The sequence below is a fragment of the Couchioplanes azureus genome (assembly GCF_014648355.1).
GTDB classification, from domain to species: domain Bacteria; phylum Actinomycetota; class Actinomycetes; order Mycobacteriales; family Micromonosporaceae; genus Actinoplanes; species Actinoplanes azureus.
This window is the reverse complement of the sequence record NZ_BMQY01000005.1, coordinates 503,891-527,230: the sequence shown is the minus strand read 5'-3', so window position 1 is coordinate 527,230 and position 23,340 is coordinate 503,891. Positions and strand designations below refer to the sequence as shown.

Below are 23,340 nucleotides of genomic sequence, written 5' to 3'. Positions count from 1 at the left end.
CCGGTATCCCCACCCTGGACCTGCGGTCTTCAGGGATCAGAACGGCACCCCAGGCCTAGTGCGTGACAGTCCTGCTCGATGGGTGCGAAGACGGTTGCATGCCTGAACAAGCACGTAGAGATGATCGGTGCCGAGCGTGGTCAGCTCAGCCGCGTCGATGGTGTCGGAGGAAAGGAGCGGGGTGGTGCCGGCGTGCCGGTGAGGGCGCCGGGTGTGCAGCTCATCAGTTCGATGTCGCCGGGCCAGTCGGTCGCCACCCAGTACCGGCCGGCCGGGACATCCAATGATCGGTAGTGGTTCTCGGTGACGAGCACCGTCCAGCCGATCGAGGTCGGGTTCTTGTGCGGGTCCACCAGGGGTGGGGTGTCGACAGGGCCGATGTAGACGGTGGCCTGGCGACGCCTTGGGCAAGGGAAGAGTGGGATTTCGGTGGAGGTCGTGCACGCTCACGTACAGGGCGCCGCCGGTGGTGGTGAACGACGCGACGTCGGGCGCGAAGTCATAGTTCGACTTGCCGACTTCGGTACGGCTGGCGGGGATGCCTCCGCAGGGCACGTCGGGTGACCCGCCGCCGGGGGCGGCGCAGCCGGTGACCGCCGCGAGGGCGATTCCGGCCGCGCCGAGTCCCGGCCGTCTCAGTGACGGATGCATGCCTCGTCGACCTCCACGTGGCTCTCCGCCCCGCTGATCTTGATGGTCTGCGCGAACATCCCACATCGCACCACGCTCTGGGCGCCGCTGACGGCGATTTCACCGTCGGGGGCGTGGACCGTACCGCGGATCTGCACACACCCTGGAGACCTGCACTGCCGCTCCGGCGGCGGCCGGCAGCAGGGCGGCACCGACGAAGCTCACCGACCAGAACGGCCGGATCAACGAGGCCGTCTACGACCCGCTCGGCCGCACCTCCATGGTCTGGGACCAGGGATGGCCGCGTGCGGAGTTCCCGAACAAGCCGGCACTGCGCTACACCTACGGGTTCGACGCCAACCGCCGGAACTATCCGTACGTCAAGACCGAGACGTTCAACTCCGCCGGCGGCACCGAGGTGTCCTACGCCATCTACGACGGAATGCTCCGCCCGCGGCAGACCCAGAAGGCCGCCGTCGGCGGTGGCAGAGTCGTCACGGACACCCTCTACGACGGCCATGGCCGCGCCGAGATGACCTTCGGCGCGCACGCCGAGCCCGGGGAGCCCTCCAGCACCCTGTGGTGGGAACCCGAGTGGTCCGTGCCGTCGCAAGGCCTCACCCTCTACGACCGCGCCGGGCGGCCCACCAACGCCATCTTCCGATCCGGGGACGGCGTCACCAACATCGTGGAGAAGTGGCGCACCACCACCTCCTACGAGGGCGACCGGACCACCGTCGTACCGCCCAAGGGAGGCACGACGACCACCTCCATCACCGACGCCCTCGGGCGGAAGGTGGAACTGCGGCAGTACACCACCGCATCCGGGGTCAACGGCGCCTACGACTCCACCAAGTACGGCTACAACGGCAAGGACCAGCTCACCACGGTGACGGATACTGCCGGCAACCAGTGGACCTACAAGTACGACATGCGCGGCCACACGATCGAGTCCCGTGACCCGGACAAGGGCACCACGACCTCGGCCTACAACGACGCCGGCGACTTGGTCAGAACCACCGACGCCCGTAACGAGGTCCTCGCCTACACCTACGACGCGCTGGGCCGCAAGACCGCCGTCTACGACGACGCCGTGGCCGACGCCAACAAGCGAGCGGAGTGGAAGTACGACCGCTACTACGACGGCGAACCGATCAAGGGCCAGATGACCGAGGCGATCCGCTACGACAACGGCAACGCCTACAAATGGCAGGCCCGCCGCTACAACTTCCGGTACCAAATCTCGGGCGAGCACTGGATCATTCCGGCGGTGGAGACCGGTCTCGCCGGTACCTACGTCTACGGCCACGGATACTCGTCCTATACCGGTGCGCCCACGGAACTCACCTATCCGGGGGGCGGCGACCAAACCACCGAGACGATAACCACCACCTATGACCGGACGTCCGGACTACCTGGCAGCCTGGAAACGAATCTTCCGACCATCGCGGCCTACGTCGCGAGACAGCAGTACAGCAGCTACGGCGAACCGACCGTCACCACAATGAAGATCGGTGGCGGTGTCTACGCGGAGCAGAGCTTCGACTACGAGCTGGACACCCGCCGCATCCACAAGGTCAGGGTCAAGCCCGAGACCGCGACCGGCACCGTGGCCGAGCGCACCTACACCTACGAGAACGCCGGCGCTCCGCTGTCCATCGCCGACACCCCACAGGTCGGGCAGGCCGACACCCAGTGCTTCGCGTACGACCACCTGCAGCGGCTCACCTCGGCGTGGACGCCGAAGACCGGCGTGGACTGTAAGGCGGAACGGTCGACGGCGAACCTCGGCGGCCCGGCCCCGTACTGGCTCGACTGGACCATCGACCGGATCGGCAACCGCACCAAGGAGGTCTCCCACACCGCCGCCGGTGACACCGCCCGCGCCTACGCGGTACCCACCCCCGGAGCCAGCGTCGTGCGACCGCACGCGGTGACGTCGATGACGACCACCCAGCCGGGGCAGACCACCGGCACCACCGTCGCGTACGGCTACGACAGCGCCGGCAACATGACCACACGCCCCGGCCCCACCGCGGGTCAGACCCTGACCTGGGATGCCGAGGGAAAGCCGGTCAAGGTCGTAGAAGGCGGCAAGACCACCACCAACCTGTACGACGCGGGCGGCACCCGGCTGATCCGCCGTGACGCCGACGGCACCACGCTCTACCTGCCCGGCATGGAGCTCCGCCGTACCGGCTCCGGCAGCAGCATGTCCGTGACCGGCACCCGCTACTACAGCTTCAACGGCGCCACCGTCGCCTCCCGTACCGGCGGTCACCAGAGCCTGACCTGGCTTTTCAACGACCACCAGGGCACCCAGCAGACAGCCGTCAACGCGTACACCCAAAAAGTCACCATCCGGCGGCAGCAGCCCTACGGCAGTCCCCGCGGCGACAACCCTGTCTGGCCCAACAACAAGGGCTTCGTCGGCGGAGACGTCGATCCCACCGGTCTGACCCACATCGGCGCCCGCGAGTACGACCCGGTGCTGGGCCGTTTCATCTCCGTCGACCCCGTCCAGGACCTCAACGACCCGCAACAGTGGAACGCCTACTCGTACTCCGGCAACGACCCGATCGGTCACAGCGACCCCACCGGCCTGCGCGACGACACCCACTTCTACGGAAACCGCGGCGCCCAGCTCAAGGAAACCGCCGGCGCCGGCGGCGGGGGAGGCGGTTCCGGCAGTAGCGGGACCAGCTCCGGTGGCGGCGGCTTCATCGGGACCGTGCAGGGTGTGCTCAGGGGCAACGCCAGGTTGTCGTACGACTCGACAGTAGGCGTCGTCAAAGGCATCTACTCGTTCGCCCAGGACGGCATCAATCGAGCCAACGAGAACGCCGCTGCCTATCAGCGCGGCGAAATGACCTACGGGGACATCCTCTGGGACCAGGCCAAATGGACCTTCTCGGGACCCGGCATGCCCGGTGGGGCCTGGAACATGCTGAAGGGTCTTTGGGAAGAAGGCGAAGCCGCAGTCACCGCGGACACCGCCGAAGAGAGAGCCGACCACGGCACGTACGTGCTCGGGGCCATCGCGCTCCTGTTCGCCGGTGGCAAGGGCGCTAAGCTGCCCGGCGTTAAGGGAATCAAGACCGCTCCTCCGCGTGACCCGCTTCTCGATTACGCCGATAGCGTTAAAGGGAAGAAGGCCGCGAACGGACATGCCATCAAAGTGGCCACCGAGATGACCACTCCGAGTGGCCGCAAAATTTATGGACATAACGGGCAGCCGAACGAGAACATCCGGGGCCTGGTAAATGACTATAAATCCGCCACGGGTAATCAGCGGCACATGAAATGCGCGGAGCTGAATTGTATTTCTCAGGCGGTCGACGAGGGTCTTGAGTTTCGGGGTTCAACAATGAGGTCAGTGACCGTTGATGGCGCTTTCGGGAAGCCGCACGGGACGCCCATGGCACCGTGTGAGAGGCACTGCAAAGCATTTCTTCCGTGGCTTGACATCACGGCCAATCCGAGTACTTTTCCTGAAGACTGGTAACGTAGCCACGGGCGGATCAAGATTCTGGATGGAGATATGGGCGACGTTCGAGAAGTTGTTTGGTCCTACGGGTCGGCGTTCGACACGGCAGTCGATCGTGTCGCCAAAGCTATGGCCGCCAATGGGCACGTCTCTAGGCACGCTCCCGCCTCTCGTTCCAGCGCAGATGCGAGTGAATCCGAGTTGAGGAGTGCAGTCGTAGGCCTTGCGATGCTGTGCGAGGGAATTGATAACGCTCTGCGCGGGGCGATTCAAGCGAGCCGTTCGCCGACTGTAAACACGGTCAATTTCCTGACGGTGTATGGTTCTGCCAAGCGACTCATAAAACTTATTAGGATGGCGCAGCAGGCGCATCAACTCCAAGGCCGCGCTGCCGCAGAGGTTGATGGCGATGTAGATAATCTGGAGGAATTGCTCCTGCGCCTAGACGAGCCGGATGAGATTGTTGAGGCGTCAAGATCTCTGATCATCGCCGCCCGGCCATTCAGTGCAGAAATTCCGTTGGCAATCAGGGACGGCCTGCTTGAATTGGAATCTCTCCTGTGATCTGATGCCAGAAAGCCCTGTCGCGAAGAAGCCTCCATCCGTTCATGGTGGCCTCTGCGAGGGAACAGTCGAAAAGCGCTAGGGGCGGTCGTGTAGGAACCACTCATCGCCTCGGGTGAAGGCGATAGCGAGCCGCCCACTGTTCGCACTGGAGGCTTCTCCCATGGCCATCTGTTGCCCGGCAAGCTTCCACGCCTGCGTGCCGGGCTCGGGTCGACGTCTGGTGGTGAACTGTAGGGCGGTACCCCGCAGGGCAGCCGCGAGGTCCCTTGCTCGGTCCATGGGGACAGCCATAGGAACACGCTAATGGCGACCACCGACATTCCTTCCACAGCCGGGGAGGCAGGCGACGTCTCAGGCGCCGCCGTGCGGCCAGAGTTCAGCAGCGAGCACGCTGGTCAAAGCCAAGCAGGCGACACGCAAGAGGCCCGCTGCAGTGCAATTCAAGGCGAAACGACCATATGCCGTCACGGCGAACTGGATAGCCGTCACCAGGTCCATCGTTGCTGGCGCAAGAGTTCATCAGCGTTGATGCAAGACCGCCTGGGCGTCGAGATCACGAGTGCGCCGGCGTCAGGAACGGTCGAGGCATAAGCCAGGAGGCTAGACAAAGAGCAACAATGATCATGAGTGCGGTGCCGATATAGAAGCCGCAGCTCACGTTCAGCTCTCGTGCGGTGAGAGCGTCGCGGGTTACGTGTCCAAGGTAGGTGCCGGAGGCGGGGAGCGGCTGGAACGCGAGTGGGCCGCTGGCGGCCTCCGCCGCCGACGGGATTTCAAGCCATGCCTTGGCGGTGACGACCGGGGCGGCGAGGGCGGCGACGAGGCAGGCTACTTGTGCTGCGCGGCGCAGCGACGGACTGCGGCGGCAGAGCAGCCAGCCGGTAGCGGCGGCGACGGTCAACAGGACGCCGATCGACCAGCCCGTTGAACTCGACCATGCGGATGCAGTCACGGCGTGCTGAGTGGTGCGTCCCGTCGCAAGGTGCTGGGTCGACCACCGCTGCGTGTACCAGGGCAGGAAGCTGTCAATGGTCAGCAGGACGGTAGCGCCCGCGAGAACAATCTCCCGCCAGGCAGGGCGAAGCACCAGCGCTCCGGTCATGTCGGGGCACTTTAGCAATTAATGCCCCATCGGTGAACCTCGCACCCCGGTGCGGATCATCGCGCTGTAACGGGGTGGAAATCCACCTTCTCGACAACTGCCCGCACCAGCTCACACCCGTCCGCGGGTGTCGCCGGAGGCGGCAGCGCAAGGCGCAGCTTGCCCCTCTGTCGCCATACGAATGCTCGGTATTTGCTCGGTGAGACGTTGGCACGGGTTGGTAGCCGGTGGTACTGCCTGGCACGGGTTGGCATGTGACCGGTCAGGCGGTGATCCGTGTGCTCCCTATCTGCTCCATGGGTCGCAGCAGCGGCGCCTCAGACTCGTCGGCAGTGGTTGGTACGCCCTGGTACGCGTTGGTATCCGCTGGCAGGTAAGCTGACAACTCGCGCCCTCGTAGCTCAGGGGATAGAGCAACGGTTTCCTAAACCGCAGGTCGCAGGTTCGATTCCTGCCGGGGGCACCCAGGTCACAGCCTTGATCGACAACATCACGCCGTTCGCGTCGTTCGCTTCGTGGCACAAATCGGATACCGGCGGATCGCCGCAGCGTTGCCGCGGCTGTCGTTCCGGCTCCAGGACGCGCCGGCCCTGCACGCCGCCGTCGCGGCGATCGAGACAGTGCGGGTAGCAGCCGCGCTGCCACCGATCAGCCCGAGGACACAGGGTAGTCGCCCGACGAGGAGCAGCAGTCGGCCGGGCGCGGCCCGGTCCTGTTCTAAAGGGAGAAGGTCATCAAGGTCCGACGTAGGTCACCACACGTGATCAAGCTACGGCATTGGCGCTCACCGACCCGATGGCACTGGTAACGGCGCTGTCCGCCGCCCGGCTCGCCGCAGGGCTACCGGTGGCCCACTGGGAGCACGACCAGGTCGACCGGCGGGCGATCGCCGAAACCCGCTTCGCTTCTACGATGGGCCGATGGCATCGATCAAGCAGTTCCAGGTCACCTTCGACTGCAAGGAACCGGAGCGTCTCGCTCGTTTCTGGTGTGAGGTGTTGGGGTACGTCGTACCTCCGCCACCAGAGGGGTTTGCAACTTGGGACGATTTCAAGCGCTCGTTGCCACCTGAGCGGCAGGACGCATGGTTCGCCTGCGTTGATCCCTCAGGCGTGGGCCCGCGACTGTACTTCCAACGCGTCCCTGAAGGAAAGATCGCCAAGAACCGGATGCATCTTGACGTGCGGGTCGGCACCGGACTCGTGGGTGAAGAGCGCCTCGCCGCGCTTGAGGCCGAGTGCGCACGACTGGTTCCGCTCGGCGCGGTACACGTGCAAACGCTGTATGACGGCAATGATTCGTGCATCACGATGCAGGACATCGAGGGGAACGAGTTCTGTCTCGACTGACGCGGCCGGCGGGCGTCTTCGCGTGATCGAGGTCGTCGGTGAAGGCCAGTACTTCTGCAGAGGTGACCCACAGATCCGCAAGGTGGTACGGCCGCGTCCCGGCACTCACGTCTCATAGAGGTGAGCCTTTGACTTGGCCTCAGCCAGCTTTCGGCTCGGACTCGGGACGCCGAGCACGCCCCTTCGCCCACGCCGGGATCGACGGGGCGACAGGATCAAAGAACGGCGGACGCGATCGTACGCAGGTCGACGACGTCTCGCGGCAGCACCACATTGCCGGTCTGGATGAGCACGGTCGTGTCGACGGGCCGGAGGCCGCGACCGCGGCCGGCCAGATCCTCCGAGTCGGCAGGTGCCGCACCGGCGCCGGCCAGAGCGATGCCTGCCGCGGCTGCGGCGGCGAGAAGGATCATGGCGGAACGCCGCCCGGTGGACCGCATACCAGTCATCGGATGTGCCTTTCGAGGTGCAGAAACGTGCGGTCGACCATTCCGGGCGACCGCCGGTGAAGAAGTCTACGAAACAGTGATTGGCGACGATCTTGAGGCTCAGGTCAGGGCCTCCGGCCGGGCGCGACCGGCGGGCTGGCGCGAGCGGCGGGCTGGCGCGGCCGGCGGGCTGGCGCGGCCGGCGGGCTGGCGCGGCCGTCCTACCATCGTTGCGTCGTCGTTGCCGCACCGCCATGCGGGAACGACGACACCGCCAGTGCGCGGCGGGCAGCCCGCCCCACATAAGTTGTCCGCCGCGCCGGCGTTGGCAGGCCGGCTAGTAGGTGAACGACCGCTCGTAGCGCCACTTCTGGAACGCGCCGCCGTTGCAGTCGTACTGCAATGCGCCGGTGTTGCGGATGACGTCGATCTCCAGGCACTTGCCGCTGTGCACGTTCTGCCACAGGAACGTGTTGTCCTGCTTCCACAGGCGCCGCCACTGCTGGTTGCGCGCGCCGTGGCAGTCGTACTGGATGACAGGAACGTCGCTGCTCGTGCTTCCGTACCTGGGGTCCAGGCACTTGCCGCTGTGCCAGGCCCGCAGCAGGTAGGTGTCCGGAGCCACCCACTGTTCCTGGAACTGCTGGTTCGTGCCGCCGTAGCAGTCCCACTGGTTGACAGGACCGAAGTTGTCCCGGTTCGCCCAGCTGACGTCGAGGCACTTTCCGGTGTACGCATTCGCGTAGGTGAACGTGACGATGCGGCGATCCGCCTGCGCGGGCGTCGCCATCGTCAGCACGGTGAGCGCCGCGACGACGGAGGCGAACATGATTCGGAGTCTGGTCATCGGATGATGATCGCCCAGGACATCGATGGATGATCATCCGGCCTGATCGTCGAGGTAGCCACCCGGAAGCGGCTCAGGACTCTCGTTGCGTCACCGCGGCCTGCACGGCGTCTCGCAGTTCCGCCGGCTGGACCGGCTTGCGCAGGAGCTGATCGCCGTCCTGCAACGTCTCGGCCGCTTCTTGCGAAGTGACGGAGCCGGTGGCCATGACGACCGGAATGTCGGCGGTTTCCGGCGTCGAAAGGAGCTCGGCGCGCGCCTGGAGGCCCGTCATCACCGGCATCTCGTTGTCGGTCACCACGACGTCCGGGTGCTTCGCCCGGACCTCGTCGACCAATTCGCGGCCGTCGCTGCACATGTCGACCGTGTGGCCGGCTCGGGACAGCACCCGCTCCACCACGGCGCGCACGTTGGGGTCGTCATCTGCCGCTACGATACGACTCATAGTGGGCATCACTTTCCACTCGAATCCGCTGCCGGATCTTTGCTGCTGTGCAGGGGGCGTTGTGGGGTTCACAGCGTGCTTGCCGGGGCTAGCGATGCTTCTGCGACCGGCTTTCCGCCCCGGCGGGAAAGCGCGCAGCAGCAGCGTCCGGCCTGCCCGGCGGCGCATGCCGGCGGTGGTCGGTGCGCGCCTGCCCCGCTCGAACGCGCGGCACCACGATCGCTGCGTACGCGACCATGACGATCATGCTGCTCAGCAAGACGGTCTGGTCTGGCATGCCCCTCAGTTCGGACAGCCATTCGACAATCTGAGGGCTCGCAACTTTGGTTGCGCGCGTTGCCGCGCCTGCCGCAACAGGCATACGACCGAAGCGGCTTGCCTTCAGGACTTCGGGCCGCCGTGGGTCGCGAAGTAGAAGATCCCGAAGAGGAGCGCCAGTGCGCCGCCGAAGGAGGTGCCGCCGGCGCGCACCGCGGCGAAGGAGCTTTCGCCGTCGGCCCAGGTCAATAGCCCTGCCGCCGCGCCGACCAGCAGACCGAACAAGATCATGAACGCGAGCCAGAGCGCGCGAGTCGAAGTGTTCACCGGGGGAGCCTTTCTCGGTCGCAGACCTCTCCATTTGAGAGGTCACCGAAGCGACTCCGCCCTGCTCCGCAGGATCGCGCACCCCACCGGACCGCGCAAGAGGGCCCGGTGAAAAATCTTGGGCGTCTTTGTAACGCTGTGTACTGCGTCACGCCGCCCGGGAAACGCGTTCTCCGAGTCGACACGCCGGCCGGGGGTTCTCGACACCGCTGAGTACGATCTCCGCCATGCTCGTGGTCAGCTCCAACGACGTACCCGGCTATCAGGTGCAGGCCGTCCTCGGTGAGGTCTTCGGCGTCACCGTGCGGTCCCGTAACTTCGGTGCCGGTATGACCGCGGCCCTCCGGTCGCTCGGCGGCGGCGAACTGCCCGAGATGACCCAGCTGATGGTGCAGGGCCGCAACGAGGCGATGGGCCGCATGATCTGGCAGGCCCGCCACCGTCAGGCGAACGCCGTCGTCGCGTTCCGCTTCGACTGCAGCGAGGTCGCCCAGGGATACACCGAGGTGTGCGCGTACGGTACGGCCGTCTGGGTCTCTCCGGTCACCGAGCACGCTCAGCAGCAGTACGAGGCGATGACCCGGGCCGGGGGACTGCCGCACCAGCTGCAGTACGCGACGAACGTCAACGAGCACGGGCCGCACCCGACGCACTAGGGCGGCCGCAGCGCGGGCGCCCCCACGACGGAGGGCACCCGCCGCGGCGAGGCTAGCTGCCGAGGTGACGGGGCAGGAACGTGTCGTCCACCCCGATCCACCGGACGCTGCGGTGGTCGCCCGGGTTGGCGTGCAACGTCTTCTCCGCGGACGCGAACGCGTCGAACAGCGCGAGCCCGTCGGAACGGTCGACGTGCTCGTCGTCCCACGGCAGCAGGAACTGGACCGGCACGGTGATCTGCCGCGCGGCCGCGATCACCGGCTCGTCCACGAAGAACCCGCCGCCGAAGATCGCGGCGGTGATCCGGGGCTCGGCCGCGGTCAGCCGTACGCCGATCGCCGTGCCCATCGAGATGCCCCCGCCGTAGCCGACCGGCGCGTCCGGGCCGATCTGCGGCAAGGCCTGCAGGGCGTCCAGCGTCGCCCGCCATTCCGGTACGGCCCGTTCCGCGAGCGAGGCCATGAAGCGGAGGCTGGCCGCCGCGAACCGGGGTGTGTCACCCGCCGTCATGGCGTGCCGGATCTCGGTACGGGCCCGCTCGTCCTCGTCCGTCCGCGGGCGGCCGCCGTGTCCCGGCGCGTCGATCGCGACCACATGGAACCCCCAGGTGGCCGCGGCGTGCAGGGCGCGGGCCCGGAGCCCCGGCGCCTTCTTGTGCATGCCGCCGTTGTGCCCCACGAGCACGATCGGGGCATGGTCGGCGCCGGATACGGGTGCCCAGAGCACACCCGGGATCTCGCCCACGAGGAAGTCGCGCTCGACGACGCCGTCGGACGTGGTCTCGGCGGTGAAACGTACAGAATGCATGGTGGTGCCTTTCGGGAGTGCCATCCTGATCGGCGCTCCCGGCGGCGGTTACGTCAGCCGCCCGTCCGTGACGGGAGGGAGCACCACGTGCGAACTGCGTTCACGGGTCTCACCTCCTCGGTCGGGTCACGGAGCTGGAGGCACGCTATCAACCCCGCGCACCCCCGGCCAGCCGATTACCCGTCGGGAGCCTCGCGGCGAAGCGAGCCTGGGCGGCACCGGAAATGCACCGGTCCTGCCCCGTGACGGCACCGGACGGCCGGCACGGTGGAAAGGCGCTCCGCCTTCGGGAGCCTGACCGCCGGGACGGAAGCCGTTGCGCCACGTACTGATTGCCGAGAATGACCCGCGGCACCGCGACCTGATCGCCTTTCAACTGCGGCAGCACGGCTTTTCCGTACGTCTGTGTGCCGACGGGCGGCAGGTCCTGGCGGGCGTCGGCGACGGCAATGTGGCGGCCGTGGTGCTGAAGGAGCATCCCGCCGCCGGTATGACCGGGCTGCAGACCTGCCGGCAGCTGCGCGCCGACCCGCGTACCGCCGACGTGCCGATTCTGATGGTGTCGGACGTGACCACCGAGGACGAGTCGGTCGAGGCGTTCGACGCCGGGGCCGACGACTGGCTTGCCGAGCCGGTGCATCCCCACGAGCTGGTCATCCGCCTGTCCGGGCTGCTGGCTCGGGTCCGCCGGCACCCGGGGCGCTACCACGAGGTGCGACTGCCGCCGGGCTAGAGCTTGACGAGCGCCTGGGATGCCGAACTGTCCAGAACGGCATCCCAGGAGGGTCATGCCTGGGGACCGACCTCGGTCCGTACGACGATCCAGCCGGCGCTGAGGCCGCCTTCCTTGACCCGGGCCGTGCCGTCGGTGGTGAGCACGCCGATCCGGTTGCCGGCGAGAACGAGCTGCTGGACCCCGCCGAACTCGTTGACCCAGGGGGTGCTGAGGCCGCCTTCCTTCACCAGGGCGGTGCCGTCGTTGGTGAGCACGCCGATCCGGTTGCTGGTGAGGGCGAGCTGCCGGACGCCTTCGTACTCGGTGACCCACTGGGCGCTGAGGCCGCCCTCCTTGACCAGGGCGGTGCCACCGGTGGTGAGCACGCCGACGCGGTTCTCCGCGAGGGCCAGCTGCTGGACACCTCCGTACTCGGTGACCCACTGGGCGCTGAGGCCGCCCTCCTTGACCAGGGCGACGCCGTCGGTGCCGAGGACGCCGATCCGGTTGCCGGCCAGGACCAGCTGCTTGACGTACTCGTACTCGGTGACCCACTGGGCGCCGAGGCCGCCCTCCTTCACCAGGGCGACGCCCTCGGTGGTGAGGACGCCGATGCGGTTGCCGGCAAGGGCGAGCTGCTTGACGTTGTCGTACATGCGGACCCAGCCGGCGCCGAGGCCGCCCTCCTTGACCCACGCGGTGCCGTCGCCGGCGAGGACGCCGATGCGGTCACCGCTGAGGACGAGCTGCCGGATGCCGTCGTGCTGAGTGACCCACTCGGTGCTGAGACCGCCCTGCTTGACGTGGGCCCTGCCGTCGGCGGTGAGCACACCGACGCGGTCGCCGGTCAGGGCCAGCGGGACGGCCGCGATCGGGTCGGGGCGGACCTGGTACTGACCGACGTGGACGAAGTCGGCGACGGCCTGCGCGGTGCCGGCGAGGGCGGCGCGGGCCGCGGCGGCCAGGTTGTGGTGCCCGATCCGCTCGGCGCGGCTGAGGATCTCCCGGGTCAGGCGGCGGTCCTCGGCCTCCTGCTTGTCCAGCGCGATCTTGATGTCGCGGTCCCGGGCCTGGTGGATGCCGGTGTCGATGAACGCCTTCCAGACGGCCGGGTCGTTGCTGCGGGCGGCGGCGATGGCGGCGCGCTGCACCTCGCTGCCGTCGGCGGTGTGGTTCCACACCACGGTGATGAAGTCGCGGTCCGGCATCTTGAGCAGCTGCTCGGTGACGGGCAGGCCGACCCGGTTGGCGGCGAACTGCTTCGCCGCGCGGGCCAGGGCCTCGGCCTTCTCCGCCGCGGTCCGGGCCTCGTCGGCGGCGATGCGGTCGTCGGTGTCCTGCTTGGCGGCGGCGGCCAGGCCCGCGGCGATGAACTCGCGCTGCTGCTCGGGCGTGCCCTTGCGGGCGTTGCGGGCCGCGGCCTTGACCTTCGGCCACCTGGCGTCCTCGTCGACCCGCTGCCAGATCAGCTCGATGAACTTGGTGTCGGTGCCGTCGAGCATGGCCGCGTCGGCGACGACGTCGATGCTGGCCGCGGCGGCGGCGCGGGCGTCGTCGCTGCGGCGCTTCTCGTCGGTCTCGGCCTTCTCACGGGCGACGTCGCGGTCGAACGCCGCGAAGACGTCGACGAGGATGAACTGCCGGCAGGCCGCCTCCACGTCCTCCGGAGCGGCGGCGTAGGCCGCCTCGGCGGCCACGCGTACCTCGAGGTGGTCGGGGTTGTTCTTGAGGTGGGTCCAGAGCGCGATGACGAAGTCGCGGTCGGTCCGTTCGGCCACGTTCAGCTGGTCGGCGAGACCGAACTTGACCAGGACCTTCATCTTCTCTTCGTAGAGATGCGGGCTCGGGTCGCGGAGTACGGCGGTCCGGGTGGCCGCGGAGTGCGCCGGAGCGGCCTGGGCGGTGGCCGGCAGCATCGTGGTGAGGGTGGCCGTGGCCAGCCCAGCGCTGAGCAGACCCCGCGTGAGCAGGGCACCGATGGAAGGTGTCATGTGAGAGTTCTGTCCCCGTGGCAGTGAAGTCTGACGGTGCCGCATGGACGGCGGCGAACGCTAACCGTCGGCCGCGCGCCGTCGCAACACCGGTACCTGTGAATATCGACTCACGGCGGCGATCGGGATGCGGCTATGGATGTGTCGGTGCCCCGTGCTTCAATGTCGCCCGACTTTGCTGAAATACGGGGGACATGTGATGCGTGGGCGGAGCCTGGTCGTAGCGGTCGCGGTGGCGATGAGCGCGGTGACGGTGTCGGGGCCGGCGTTGGCCGCCGGCCTGCCGGCCGTCGTGATGATGGACGCCAGGTCGGACCAGGCCGAGGCGGACCGGGCCTTCGTTCGGTGGTTGTCCACGGACGACTACCGTCCGGAGGTGCGTAGCGCGGCGCGTGCGGCGCTGCTGTCCAGCGGCGGTGATGCGGCGATCGCGACGTTCCTGGCGACCGGCTACGACGCGGCGGTGGCCCGCGCGGAGCGGACCCGGCAGCGCAACGTCGACTTCGCGAACCGGATGGTGCTGACGCACCCGGCGGACCGCTACCCGTGGGTCAACGCGGCCGGGCGGTGGGCGCTGCAGGGCACGGACGCGGAGCTGGCCGAGTTCGCGAAGACCGGATACGCCGCCGCGCTCGAGCGCGACAAGAAGAACATCGAGTTCGAGGCCGGCCAGGCGGCGAAGATCCGCCAGGAGGACCGGGATTTCGTGGTCCGGCTGCGCGACGGTGACCCGGGCGCGCAGGTCCGCGCGTGGGCCGGCCGCGCGGTCGCCGAGGGGTCGACGGACGCCGACGTCGCGGAGTTCCTCACCCACGGCTGGGTGAGCGCGGCCGGGCTGGACCTGCAGATGCACCGCAAGCGGTGCGCCGACGAGGACGCGCGCTGGCGCGCGACGACGAATCGTCTGGTGACCGAGGCGCAGGCCGCCGAGAAGGCGGCCCGGGAGACCGTGGGCGAGGCGCAGGAGCAGGCGCGCGCCGCCGCCGCGCGGGCGTGGGCGGCGGTGGGAGCGCAGACCGGCGCGCCGCGGCTCGCGTGGGCGCAGGCGGAGCAGGTCGCGCAGAAGCAGGCCGACACGTGGCTTCAGGTGTCCCAGGCCGCCGGCAGTGCGACCAGCCCGAACTGGCAGGCCATCGCCGACACGGCGCAGGGCACCCGGGAGCAGTGGCTGGAGGAGCAGAAGAACGCCGCTGCCCAGGCCGCCGCGTGGACCGCCCTCTACGAGCAGGCCCTCGCCGCCGAGCAGGCGCTGCACACCCCCGCCACGCCGACCGCCTGATTCGTCCGGATCGCACGCCCGTCCTCTGCGGAGGGCGGGCGTCTCCGCATGCTCTTTCCGAATGGATGTCCTTGTCATGAATGTTTCCCTGCGCACCCGGCTGCGTGCACTGGCGACGGCGTCAGTGGCCGCGTCTGTGCTCGCCGGCTTCGTGTACGTCCCCCCGGCATCGGCCGCCCCGTCCGCCGGATCCGCCCGGCGCGCCGCGGTGACGGAGGTGCCGAACAGCACGCCGGTGCCGGTGCCGGCCCTGGTGACGGAGTCGTGGAACGGCTCGACCGGTGTGGACCTCAACGCCGAGCGGTGGCGTAAGGCCGTCGCGGATGTGGCGCAGCTCGCCCCGGAGGCGCGGGTGCGGGATGCGGCGCTGGCGGCGCTGGCGTCGGCGGATCCGGCGGCGATTCAGAAGTTCGCGACGGTGGAGAAGCGGGCGCTGGAGACGCAGGTCGCGGCGGAGAAGCGGAAGACCGCGGCCGACAACCTGACGAAGATCAAAGCCTTGGCGGGTACGGGCGGTCCGGCGTTCAACGCCGAGGTGCAGCGCGTGCTGGCGGGCACCGACGGTGACCGGGAGGCGTTCCTGGCCTACGGCGCGGACATCGCCCGGGCGCAGGACGAGAAGGTCGCCGCGACCGCCAAGGAGCGGGCGGAGCAGCTGCGCCAGCGGCTGAAGACGTTCGCGGCGGCGGCGCCGGCGGAGTCGCAGCTTCGCCGGGCGGCCGAGCAGGCTCTGTCGGGTGACGACGCGGCGGTGGCCGCGTTCTGGGACACCGGTTATGCGGTGGCGGCGAAGGCCGACGCGGAGGCCCGCGAGCAGTATCTGCGGGACCTGGAGGCGCGCAACAAGGCGGCCGAGGACCTGTCCGAGCTGGCGCAGCGGGCGAAGAAGGCGTCCGAGGCGCGCACCCGGCTGTTGAAGGCGCACGGCGAGGGCGTGCGCGCGTTGCAGCGCGCGGCGAACGCGATGGCCGGCGCCGCGAACGCGGCGCGGCACAGTCAGCGGGTGCTGGCGGGTTCGGCGACGGCGCAGGCGAAGGCCACCGAGCTGACCGCGGCGAAGGCGCAGACCGCCAACGAATTGAAGGCGGCCCAGCAGGCGGCGGAGCAGGCGAGCGCGGCGGCGGCGATCGCGACCTCGGCGGCGGACACGCTGGTCGAGACGGGGCTGACCTACGGTGCGGAGTGGTCGCTGATCGCCCGCGGTATGTCGGAGGCAGCCACGGCCGCGGTGGGTGCGACCACGACGGCGGCCCATGCGATCGATGCCACCATCGCGACGAACAACGCCCAGAATGCGCAGGCGAAGGCCGAGGCGCACGCCCGGCAGGCCGAGCAGTGGCGCAAGCACGCGCAGGAGCACGCGGCGTCGGCGGCGAAGCTGGCCGCGGCGGCGAAGAAGCAGGCGGACGCGGCCAAGACCGCCGCGGCGCGGACCAAGGCGGCGCGCGAGCAGGCGCAGGCCGCGGAGGCCAAGGCGTGGGCGGCGGCGGAGAAGGCACGTCGGCAGCGTCAGATCGCCGAGGCGCAGGCGGCGGAGGCCAAGCGGCAGCGGCAGATCGCCGAGGCCGAGCGGGCCAACGCGGCCCGGCACCGCGCCGAGGCCGAACGCCAGGCCGCCGTTGCGCAGTCGGCGCGAGCCAACGCCGATGCGCAGGCCGCCATCGCCAAGGGCGCCCGCGAGCGTGCCGAGGCAGCGGACGGCGCCGCCGGGGCTGCCCGGGACAGGGCCTGGAGTGAGGAAGGCAACGCCCGTCGAGCACGGGACGCCGCGGTACAGGCGGAGCGGGACGAGCAGTCCGCCAAAGCCAAGGCACAGGCGATGCGGGCCGGCGCTTCGGCGACCGCCGCCGGTGCCGAGCGTGACGAGGCTCAGCGCCAGGCTGACGAGGCCGACCGGGCCGCCGGCGTCGCCGGTGTGGCCGCCCGGTCCGCGCGCAGTTCGGCGAACACCGCCACCGGCGCGGCGGCCAGTGCCCGCGCTGCTGCGACCCAGGCGCAGCAGGCCGCGGCCCGCGCCTGGTCAGCGGCCAAGCAAGCACAGGCCGCCGCCCAGGCCGCCGACGCGGCAGCCGACAAGGCAGAGGCTGCGGCGAAGGCGACGCATGCCGCGCGGGTGCGCGCGGACGCCAAGGCAGCAGTGGCCACCGCGGAGGAAGCGAAGGCGGCCGAGGCGGCGCACAATGCGGTCCGGCTGGCGGGGGAGGCAGCCGACGAGTCGGTGCGATCGCTGTGGGCGGCGGACCGTACCAAGGCCGAGGCCGAGGCTGCCACCACCGAGGCGGTTGCCGCGGCCGCCCAGGCCGAAATCGCGGTGAACGCCGCGGCTGCCGCCAGAGCATCGGCGGCGGGCATCGCAGAGCCGGCGAACACGGCAATCGGCATGGTCAGCCCCTTCACCGGCGCCGATATCGACGCGGACTTCGTGAGGCTGGTCGCCGAGCAGGCCAAGACCATCGGAGCTGAGCAGGCCGCCGCGGCGCAGGCCCGCGCGGACGAGGCGATCATCGCCGCCCAGCGGGCCGAGGCCGCCGCTGACCAGGCGCACGCACAGGTCAAGCCGGCTTACGCCGCTGCCGCGCAGGCGGCCCGTTCGGCGGCTGACGCTGCCAAGTCGGCGGCCGAGGCCAAGCAGTACGCCGCGCAGGCGGCCGCGGACGGTGCTGCCGCGCGTGCCGCTGCCGCCAGTGCCGGCCGCGCCGACGCGCAGGCCCGCGCGGACGCGGCCGCGGCCCGGCAGGCGGCAAACGCTGCCGCTAACGACGCCGCGATCGCCGGCCGGAGCGCCCAGGCAGCACAGAACGATGCCGACGCGGCCGGCAGCGCTGCCTCGGCGGCCGAAGCCGACGCGGCCGCTGCCCGTGGTGCCGCCGACACCGCCGAGGCCGATGCCGCCGCCGCCCGCACGTCCGCCGAAAGTGCACAGAAGTTCGCCGACAGCGCTGCGACCGCCGCCAAACAGGCGCTGCAGCATGCCACCGAAGCGCAGAAGGCGGCCGAGCGAGCCGAGGAAGCCGACCGTAAGCGCGCTGCGGCAACTCTCGCCGATAGCGGCGGTCCGAAGACCATCGATCCCGAACTGCTGAAGTTCCTTACGCCCGAACAGCAAGCCCGGTTGCGCCAGGCGCAGGCGGAGGCGGGTCAGAGCATTCTCGACTTCATCAAGGAGAATGCCTACGACCTGTTCATGGAGCTGTCCGGGATCGGCGACATCAAAAAGTGCGTCATGGACGGCAATATCGAGGCCTGTCTGTGGACGCTTGTCGGCATGCTTCCCGTCGGGAAGATCCTTGGTGCCATGGGGAAGCTCGCCAAGCTCCTTCCCAAGGTCTTCAAATTCCTGGACAAGGTCAAGGGCGCTCGGAAAGAGTTCGATGAGCTGGAGGACCTCGCCAAGCAGAATCGGCGGACCACCGGGTGCCCGATCCCGCAAGTGCCGAACAGCTTCTCGCCCGGCACGCCCGTCCTGCTCGCCGACGGCACCAGTAAGCCCATCGAACGGGTCACGACCGGCGATCTTGTTCTCGCCACCGATCCTGTCACCGGGCTGAGTGCCGCTGAGCCGGTCACCGCCCTTCATGTCAACCTCGACACCGACCTTCTCGATCTCACCGTCGATACGGCGGACGGTCGCACCGCCGTGCTGCACACGACGCAGCGCCATCCATTCTGGAGCGCCGAGCGGCGGGCTTGGGTAGATGCCGGGGACTTGGTCGTCGGCGAACGGCTGCACACGCCGTCGTCCACGACGTCGGTCACCGTGCGGTCGGTCGATGCCTTCAACGGCCGTCAGGCCATGCACAACCTGACCGTCGCCCGAATTCACACGTACTATGTTCTCGCGGAGAGCACGCCGATCCTCGTGCACAACGCGACGGATTGCGAGGGATTCGATCCGGATTTCCCGACCATCAAGCTCGGGAACTACCGCGGTCGGCTGAATGCCTCGCTCGCCAAGAACGGAATGAAGCGGCTGCCTGACGACTGGGACGCGCACCACGCGATTCCGCAGGAATACCGCGACCATCCTGAGTTCGCCGACTTCGATTTCGATGCCCCGGACAATATGCGTGGCATCCCCGGGAGTAGGATGAAATCGCGGGGAGCCAACGTCCACCAGGACATCACGAACCAGTGGAAATGGTTCCACGATCTGAATCCGAATCCGACACGTGCGCAGATCGAGGATATGGCAGCGCAAATCGATAGGGGTTACGGTGCCTATTACTGGCGAGAACCTAAGTAACTGGATCAGGGAAGTCTCGGAGTTGGTGGCCGGTATCGTCCGGAACTTCGAGCAGACGCACGGCTATCCTCCGGGCGAGAACGTAGTGCGTACGGCCGCACCTGGTGATTCGTCCGCGTTGCCGGGCGGGACCTCGGTAGCCGGGCTGCATGACGATCTGGCGGCTTTCTACTCGCGGGTGGAGGAGGTCTCCCTTCCCGACGTCGGCAACGGCTTCTTCGTCCACCCTCTCGAGGACGTAGTGGCCGGCCGGGTGGAGGGGTTCCAGCCGACCGGTCTGCGGGGCTCGGTGAACGATGCCATCACGGTGTTCGGTTCAGACGGTGGCGGCGGGTTGTTCGCATTGAACGAGTCTGGGGACAGGGTCTACCGGCTCAGCGGCGGATCGCTGGTCGCCTCCGTCTACGAGGTGGATGACTCCGGAGTGGCCGTCGTCGCCACGGACCTCTGGGCTTTCCTGGATCATCTGCTCGACGAAGTGCGAGCTGCCGCACGCTGAGGTCGGGCGCAGCGGAGAACTCCCGGGGGCGCCGATCACCACCTGGAGGGGCTGCCGCGCGGCTGTTGCCGCAATACGACCGGACGAGGGTCCGGGACCGGTTACGGTCCCGGACCCTCGTCCGTTTCCTATCCTCGACCCGGAACAGCGCGCCGGTGTCGGGCGCCGAGCTGGACCTCGATGTCCACTACGACTAGCGCGGCACCCTCAGGCGGAGCGAGCGGTAGCCGAGGGACAAGCCTGCCGTGACACGACTGTGGCCACGGGCCTTCCGGGAGCGAACTTCCGGAAGGCCCGTGGCCACTTGTTCAGGTGCGGTTGTCCAGTGTGTGCCGGCCCGGGGCAGGGCCGGCCCCGGACGGCTAGAAGATCAGGTTGAAGCTGTTCCAGCCGCTACCGATCTTGATGTTGCTGGACGGGTCGATCCAGCTGCCCTTGCCGTTGCCACGGTAGAGCAGCAGGTCGCCGTCGGCGTTGCGGGCGATGACGTCGGCGAAGCCGTCGCCGTTGAAGTCGCCCGGGGAGAAGACCGTGGTGAACCGGTGCCAGCCGGTGCCGATCTTGATGTTGCTGGACGGGTCGATCCAGCTGCCCTTGCCGTTGCCGCGGTAGAGCAGCAGGTCGCCGTCGGCGTTGCGGGCGATGACGTCGGCGAAGCCGTCGCCGTTGAAGTCGCCGGGGGAGAAGACGGCCGTGAACTTGCTCCAGCCGGTGCCGATGACGGGGCTGTTGGCCGCGTCGATCCAGTAGCCCTTGCCGTCGCCGCGGTAGAGGCGCAGCGTGCCGTCGGCCTTGCGGACGATGACGTCGGAGTTGCCGTCGCCGTTGAAGTCGCCCGGGGAGAAGACGGCGGTGAAGTTGTCCCAGCCGCTACCGATCTTGATGTTGCTGGACGGGTCGATCCAGCTGCCCTTGCCGTTGCCGCGGTAGAGCAGCAGGTCGCCGGCGGCGTTGCGGGCGATGACGTCGAGGAGGCCGTCGCCGTTGAAGTCGCCGGGGGAGAAGACGGCCGTGAACTTGCCCCAGCCGGTGCCGATGACGGGGCTGTTGGCCGCGTCGATCCAGTAGCCCTTGCCGTCGCCGCGGTAGAGGCGCAGCGTGCCGTCGGCCTTGCGGACGAAGACGTCGGCCTTGCCGTCGCTGTTGAAGTCCCGCACCGGCTTGTCGGCCGGGTAGTCGGGGGCGGGACCGTTGCCGTCGCCCGAGTTGTCGATCGGCTTGTCGGTGATGGTGATGTCGTCGATCAGCCCGCGGTAACCGCCGATGTTGTTGGACTGGTCGTAGCCGACGTGGACCGCGGTGATCTGCTTGCCGGCGAAGGCGCCGCCCAGCTTCACGACGACGCGGTTCCACTTGTCGGCGGTCAGCTTGCTGCACTGGTGCGCCGGGTGGACCCGGTTGCCGCGCTGGTCGGTGAGGCCGGAGTCGCGCAGCGTCGAACCGTCGCTGAACGCCAGGTCGATGGCGACGCAGGTGCTGTTGCGGGTCTTCACGCCCGGCTTCGCGGTGCTGCTCTGCGGGTAGATCCAGTACGACAGGGTGGTCGTCGGCTTGACCTTGACCCGGCTCAGCGCCATCGACCGCAGGTAGGCGTGCGACTGCAGGGTGTTGTCGTCCGAGCCGGCGTAGACGAGGGCGGCCTTGCCGCCGTGGCCGGCCTCGTCGCGCACGCGGAGCTCGGCCCCGCTGACGTTGGCGACGTAGCCCGCCGAGACCGGGCTGTCGGACCAGGTCGGCTGCACGTCGCCGGCCTCGAAGCCGGTGGTCAGGTTCATGTCGTACTGGCCGACGCGCAGGAACTCGGCGAGCTCGTCGGGGGAACCGGCCAGCGCCTTGGTGGCGGCGCGCAGCAGGTTGTTGTCGCCGTTCGCGGTCGCCAGCTTCTTCACCCGGTCGGCTTCCGCCCGGTCGGCCTGGTACCTCTTCTCGAGCGCGATCTGGATGTCGCGGTCCTTGGCCTGGTGGATGCCGGTGTCGATGAACGCCTTCCAGACGGCCGGGTCGTTGCTGCGGGCGGCGCGGATCGCGGCGGCCTGGACCTCGCTGCCCTCGGGGGTGTGGTTCCACACCTCGGTGACGAAGTCCCGGTCCGGCATGTTCAGCAGCTGGTCGGTGGGTGTCATGCCGACCCGGTTGGCGGCGAACTGCTTGGCTGCGCGGGCGCGGGCGGCTGCCTTCTGCGCCTCGGTCGTCGCCTGGTCACGGGCGATGATGTCGTCGGTGTCCTGCTTGGCGGCGGCGGCCAGGCCGGCGGCGATGAACTCGCGCTGCTGCTCCGGGGTGCCCGCCATGGCCGCGGCGGCGGCGGCCTTGACCTTGGGCCAGTTCGCGTCGTTCTCGACGCGCTTCCAGATCAGCTCGGCGAACTTGGCGTCGGTGCCGTTCAGCATGGCGGCGTCGGCGACGACGCTGATGCTGGCCGCGGCGGCGGCGCGGGCCTTGTCGGACTCGCGCTTCGCCTCGTCCTCCTGCTTCTCGCGGGCGAGGTCGCGGTCGAACGCCGCGTACACGTCGACGAGGATGAACTGGCTGCAGGCATCGTCCACGTTCTCCGGAGCGGAGAACGCGGTCGCCGCGGCGGCGGTCACCTCGAGGTGGTCCGGGTTGCCCTTGAGGTGGTTCCAGAGGGCGACGACGAAGTCACGGTCGGACTTCTCGAGCAGGCTCGGCTGGTCGCCGAGGCCGAACTTGACGGCGACCTTCAGCTTGTCCTCGTACTCGGCAGGGGCGGCGAGCGCGGCGGTCAGGGCGGCCGCGGACTGTGCGGGCGCGGCGTGCGCGGCGGCCGGCAGCGTCGCGGTGAGGGTGGCGGCGGTCAGGCCCGCGCTGAGGAGACCCCGCATGAGCAGGGCACGGGTGGAGGGTGTCATCGAGTGGTAAATCCCCGTCGCTTGTTCGTGATGAATCGAAATCAGCGTCACGTCGCGTGATCGCGGCCGGTTGGCGGGCAGGCCGGAAATTCTCGGGGTACGGCCTGGTTCCGCGCCGGCTATGTCGATCGATGCGCGAACGCAGGGCGGACGGTAACGGTCGTCGTTGTCCTGTCGCAACCTGTGGGGGAGTGCGAAGGGTCACCCGGCCGGCGCGGCGGTCCGCCGGGGCGCCGCCCGTACGTGGAAGCGCTCGCCCTGGCCGCCGAACAGGCTGAGGATCTCCACCGGCCGGTCGTCCGCCGAGCCGAACCAGTGCGGGTGCCGGGTGTCGAACTCGGCCACCTCGCCGGACCCCATGACGATGTCCTGGTCGCCGACGATCAGCCGCATCCTGCCGGCCAGCACGAACAGCCACTCGTATCCCTCGTGCGACCGCAGCCGGGGTGCTCCGGGCTCGGGCGGGATGATCACCTTCCAGCTCTGCAGGCCGCCGGGCTGCCGGGTGAGGGGGACCACCGTACGACCGTTGCGGGTCCGTGGCGTCAGCCGTACCCGGGGATCGCCGACCTCCGGTGCCCCGATCAGTTCCTCCAGCGGGATCCGGTGCGCCTGCGATATCGGCAGCAGCAGCTCGAGGCTGGCCTTGCGCTGGCCGGACTCCAGCCGGGACAGAGTGCTCTTCGAGATGCCGGTGGTCTCGGCGAGTTCGGTCAGGGTGATTCCGCGTCCGGCCCGCGCCTGCTTGAGGCGCGGGCCCACGCCGGCCAGGGTTTCCGCGACCGAGCTGTCCATGGCGCCAGTCCACTACGCTTGCGACGGTCCTGGCAAGGCGCGTG

18 protein-coding genes and 1 tRNA gene are annotated in these 23,340 nt (G+C 68.9%); 9 read left to right on the top strand and 10 right to left on the bottom strand.

Annotation, left to right across the window (positions count from 1 at the left end; translation table 11 throughout):
* Nucleotides 1–140: 140 nt before the first annotated feature.
* Entirely contained in the window at nt 141–353 is a 213-nt protein-coding gene (locus IEY99_RS21050) for a hypothetical protein (protein WP_189205673.1), read from the bottom strand.
* A gap of 557 nt (nt 354–910) precedes the next feature.
* On the opposite strand from IEY99_RS21050, the gene IEY99_RS21045 reads away from it, so the two are divergent.
* Together IEY99_RS21045 and IEY99_RS21040 are read left to right on the top strand one after the other, a co-directional pair.
* Complete coding sequence (locus tag IEY99_RS21045; RefSeq protein WP_189205671.1) at nt 911–4,135, top strand: RHS repeat-associated core domain-containing protein; 3,225 nt, start codon at nt 911–913, stop codon at nt 4,133–4,135.
* A 36-nt stretch (nt 4,136–4,171) separates the two neighbouring features.
* Complete coding sequence (locus IEY99_RS21040; protein ID WP_194505966.1) at nt 4,172–4,681, top strand: hypothetical protein; 510 nt, start codon at nt 4,172–4,174, stop codon at nt 4,679–4,681.
* Nucleotides 4,682–5,237: 556 nt separating this feature from the next.
* Here IEY99_RS21040 and IEY99_RS21035 read toward each other — a convergent pair.
* Nucleotides 5,238–5,786: a hypothetical protein gene (locus IEY99_RS21035; RefSeq protein ID WP_189205668.1), complete on the bottom strand. Its 549-nt coding sequence runs from the start codon at nt 5,784–5,786 to the stop codon at nt 5,238–5,240.
* A 390-nt stretch (nt 5,787–6,176) separates the two neighbouring features.
* Between IEY99_RS21035 and IEY99_RS21030 the strand changes: the two genes are divergently transcribed.
* Nucleotides 6,177–6,249, top strand: a tRNA-Arg gene (locus IEY99_RS21030).
* Nucleotides 6,250–6,706: 457 nt separating this feature from the next.
* Nucleotides 6,707–7,135: a VOC family protein gene (locus IEY99_RS21025; RefSeq protein ID WP_189205666.1), complete on the top strand. Its 429-nt coding sequence runs from the start codon at nt 6,707–6,709 to the stop codon at nt 7,133–7,135.
* A 215-nt stretch (nt 7,136–7,350) separates the two neighbouring features.
* Here the strand turns inward: IEY99_RS21025 and IEY99_RS21020 are convergent, their stop codons facing one another.
* The 4 genes from IEY99_RS21020 to IEY99_RS21005 form a co-directional block, all read right to left on the bottom strand.
* Nucleotides 7,351–7,584, bottom strand: a complete 234-nt coding sequence (locus IEY99_RS21020; protein ID WP_189205664.1) for a hypothetical protein — start codon at nt 7,582–7,584, stop codon at nt 7,351–7,353.
* Nucleotides 7,585–7,900: 316 nt separating this feature from the next.
* Nucleotides 7,901–8,410, bottom strand: a complete 510-nt coding sequence (locus tag IEY99_RS21015; RefSeq protein WP_189205662.1) for an RICIN domain-containing protein — start codon at nt 8,408–8,410, stop codon at nt 7,901–7,903.
* 73 nt (nt 8,411–8,483) lie between these two features.
* Nucleotides 8,484–8,855, bottom strand: a complete 372-nt coding sequence (locus tag IEY99_RS21010) for a response regulator (RefSeq protein ID WP_268245137.1) — start codon at nt 8,853–8,855, stop codon at nt 8,484–8,486.
* A 381-nt stretch (nt 8,856–9,236) separates the two neighbouring features.
* Nucleotides 9,237–9,440 carry a hypothetical protein gene (locus IEY99_RS21005; RefSeq protein ID WP_189205660.1) on the bottom strand — a complete coding sequence of 68 codons (204 nt, stop codon included), beginning with the start codon at nt 9,438–9,440 and terminating at the stop codon, nt 9,237–9,239.
* 227 nt (nt 9,441–9,667) lie between these two features.
* On the opposite strand from IEY99_RS21005, the gene IEY99_RS21000 reads away from it, so the two are divergent.
* Nucleotides 9,668–10,096, top strand: a complete 429-nt coding sequence (locus IEY99_RS21000; protein WP_189205659.1) for a YbjQ family protein — start codon at nt 9,668–9,670, stop codon at nt 10,094–10,096.
* 52 nt (nt 10,097–10,148) lie between these two features.
* Here the strand turns inward: IEY99_RS21000 and IEY99_RS20995 are convergent, their stop codons facing one another.
* On the bottom strand, nt 10,149–10,904 hold the full coding sequence (locus IEY99_RS20995) for a dienelactone hydrolase family protein (RefSeq protein ID WP_189205658.1): 756 nt from the start codon (nt 10,902–10,904) through the stop codon (nt 10,149–10,151).
* 316 nt (nt 10,905–11,220) lie between these two features.
* Between IEY99_RS20995 and IEY99_RS20990 the strand changes: the two genes are divergently transcribed.
* The gene (locus IEY99_RS20990) at nt 11,221–11,637 is read left to right on the top strand and encodes a response regulator transcription factor (protein ID WP_189205657.1); all 417 of its coding nucleotides are present in this window, start codon (nt 11,221–11,223) and stop codon (nt 11,635–11,637) included.
* Between the two features lie 53 nt (nt 11,638–11,690).
* Here the strand turns inward: IEY99_RS20990 and IEY99_RS20985 are convergent, their stop codons facing one another.
* Nucleotides 11,691–13,610 (bottom strand): hypothetical protein, encoded by a 1,920-nt coding sequence (locus IEY99_RS20985; protein WP_189205656.1) that lies wholly within the window; start codon nt 13,608–13,610, stop codon nt 11,691–11,693.
* Nucleotides 13,611–13,809: 199 nt separating this feature from the next.
* Here IEY99_RS20985 and IEY99_RS20980 point away from each other — a divergent pair, with 199 nt between their 5' ends.
* From IEY99_RS20980 to IEY99_RS20970, 3 genes are all read left to right on the top strand, one after another.
* Nucleotides 13,810–14,889 (top strand): hypothetical protein, encoded by a 1,080-nt coding sequence (locus IEY99_RS20980; protein WP_189205655.1) that lies wholly within the window; start codon nt 13,810–13,812, stop codon nt 14,887–14,889.
* Nucleotides 14,890–14,965: 76 nt separating this feature from the next.
* Nucleotides 14,966–19,132: a polymorphic toxin-type HINT domain-containing protein gene (locus IEY99_RS34960; RefSeq protein ID WP_189205653.1), complete on the top strand. Its 4,167-nt coding sequence runs from the start codon at nt 14,966–14,968 to the stop codon at nt 19,130–19,132.
* Between the two features lie 25 nt (nt 19,133–19,157).
* Nucleotides 19,158–19,631 carry a PqqD family protein gene (locus IEY99_RS20970; protein ID WP_189205651.1) on the top strand — a complete coding sequence of 158 codons (474 nt, stop codon included), beginning with the start codon at nt 19,158–19,160 and terminating at the stop codon, nt 19,629–19,631.
* Nucleotides 19,632–19,993: 362 nt separating this feature from the next.
* Here the strand turns inward: IEY99_RS20970 and IEY99_RS20965 are convergent, their stop codons facing one another.
* Both IEY99_RS20965 and IEY99_RS20960 read right to left on the bottom strand, forming a co-directional pair.
* Nucleotides 19,994–22,501: an FG-GAP-like repeat-containing protein gene (locus tag IEY99_RS20965; RefSeq protein ID WP_189205649.1), complete on the bottom strand. Its 2,508-nt coding sequence runs from the start codon at nt 22,499–22,501 to the stop codon at nt 19,994–19,996.
* A 201-nt stretch (nt 22,502–22,702) separates the two neighbouring features.
* Nucleotides 22,703–23,296 carry a helix-turn-helix domain-containing protein gene (locus tag IEY99_RS20960; protein ID WP_189205647.1) on the bottom strand — a complete coding sequence of 198 codons (594 nt, stop codon included), beginning with the start codon at nt 23,294–23,296 and terminating at the stop codon, nt 22,703–22,705.
* Nucleotides 23,297–23,340 lie beyond the last annotated feature (44 nt).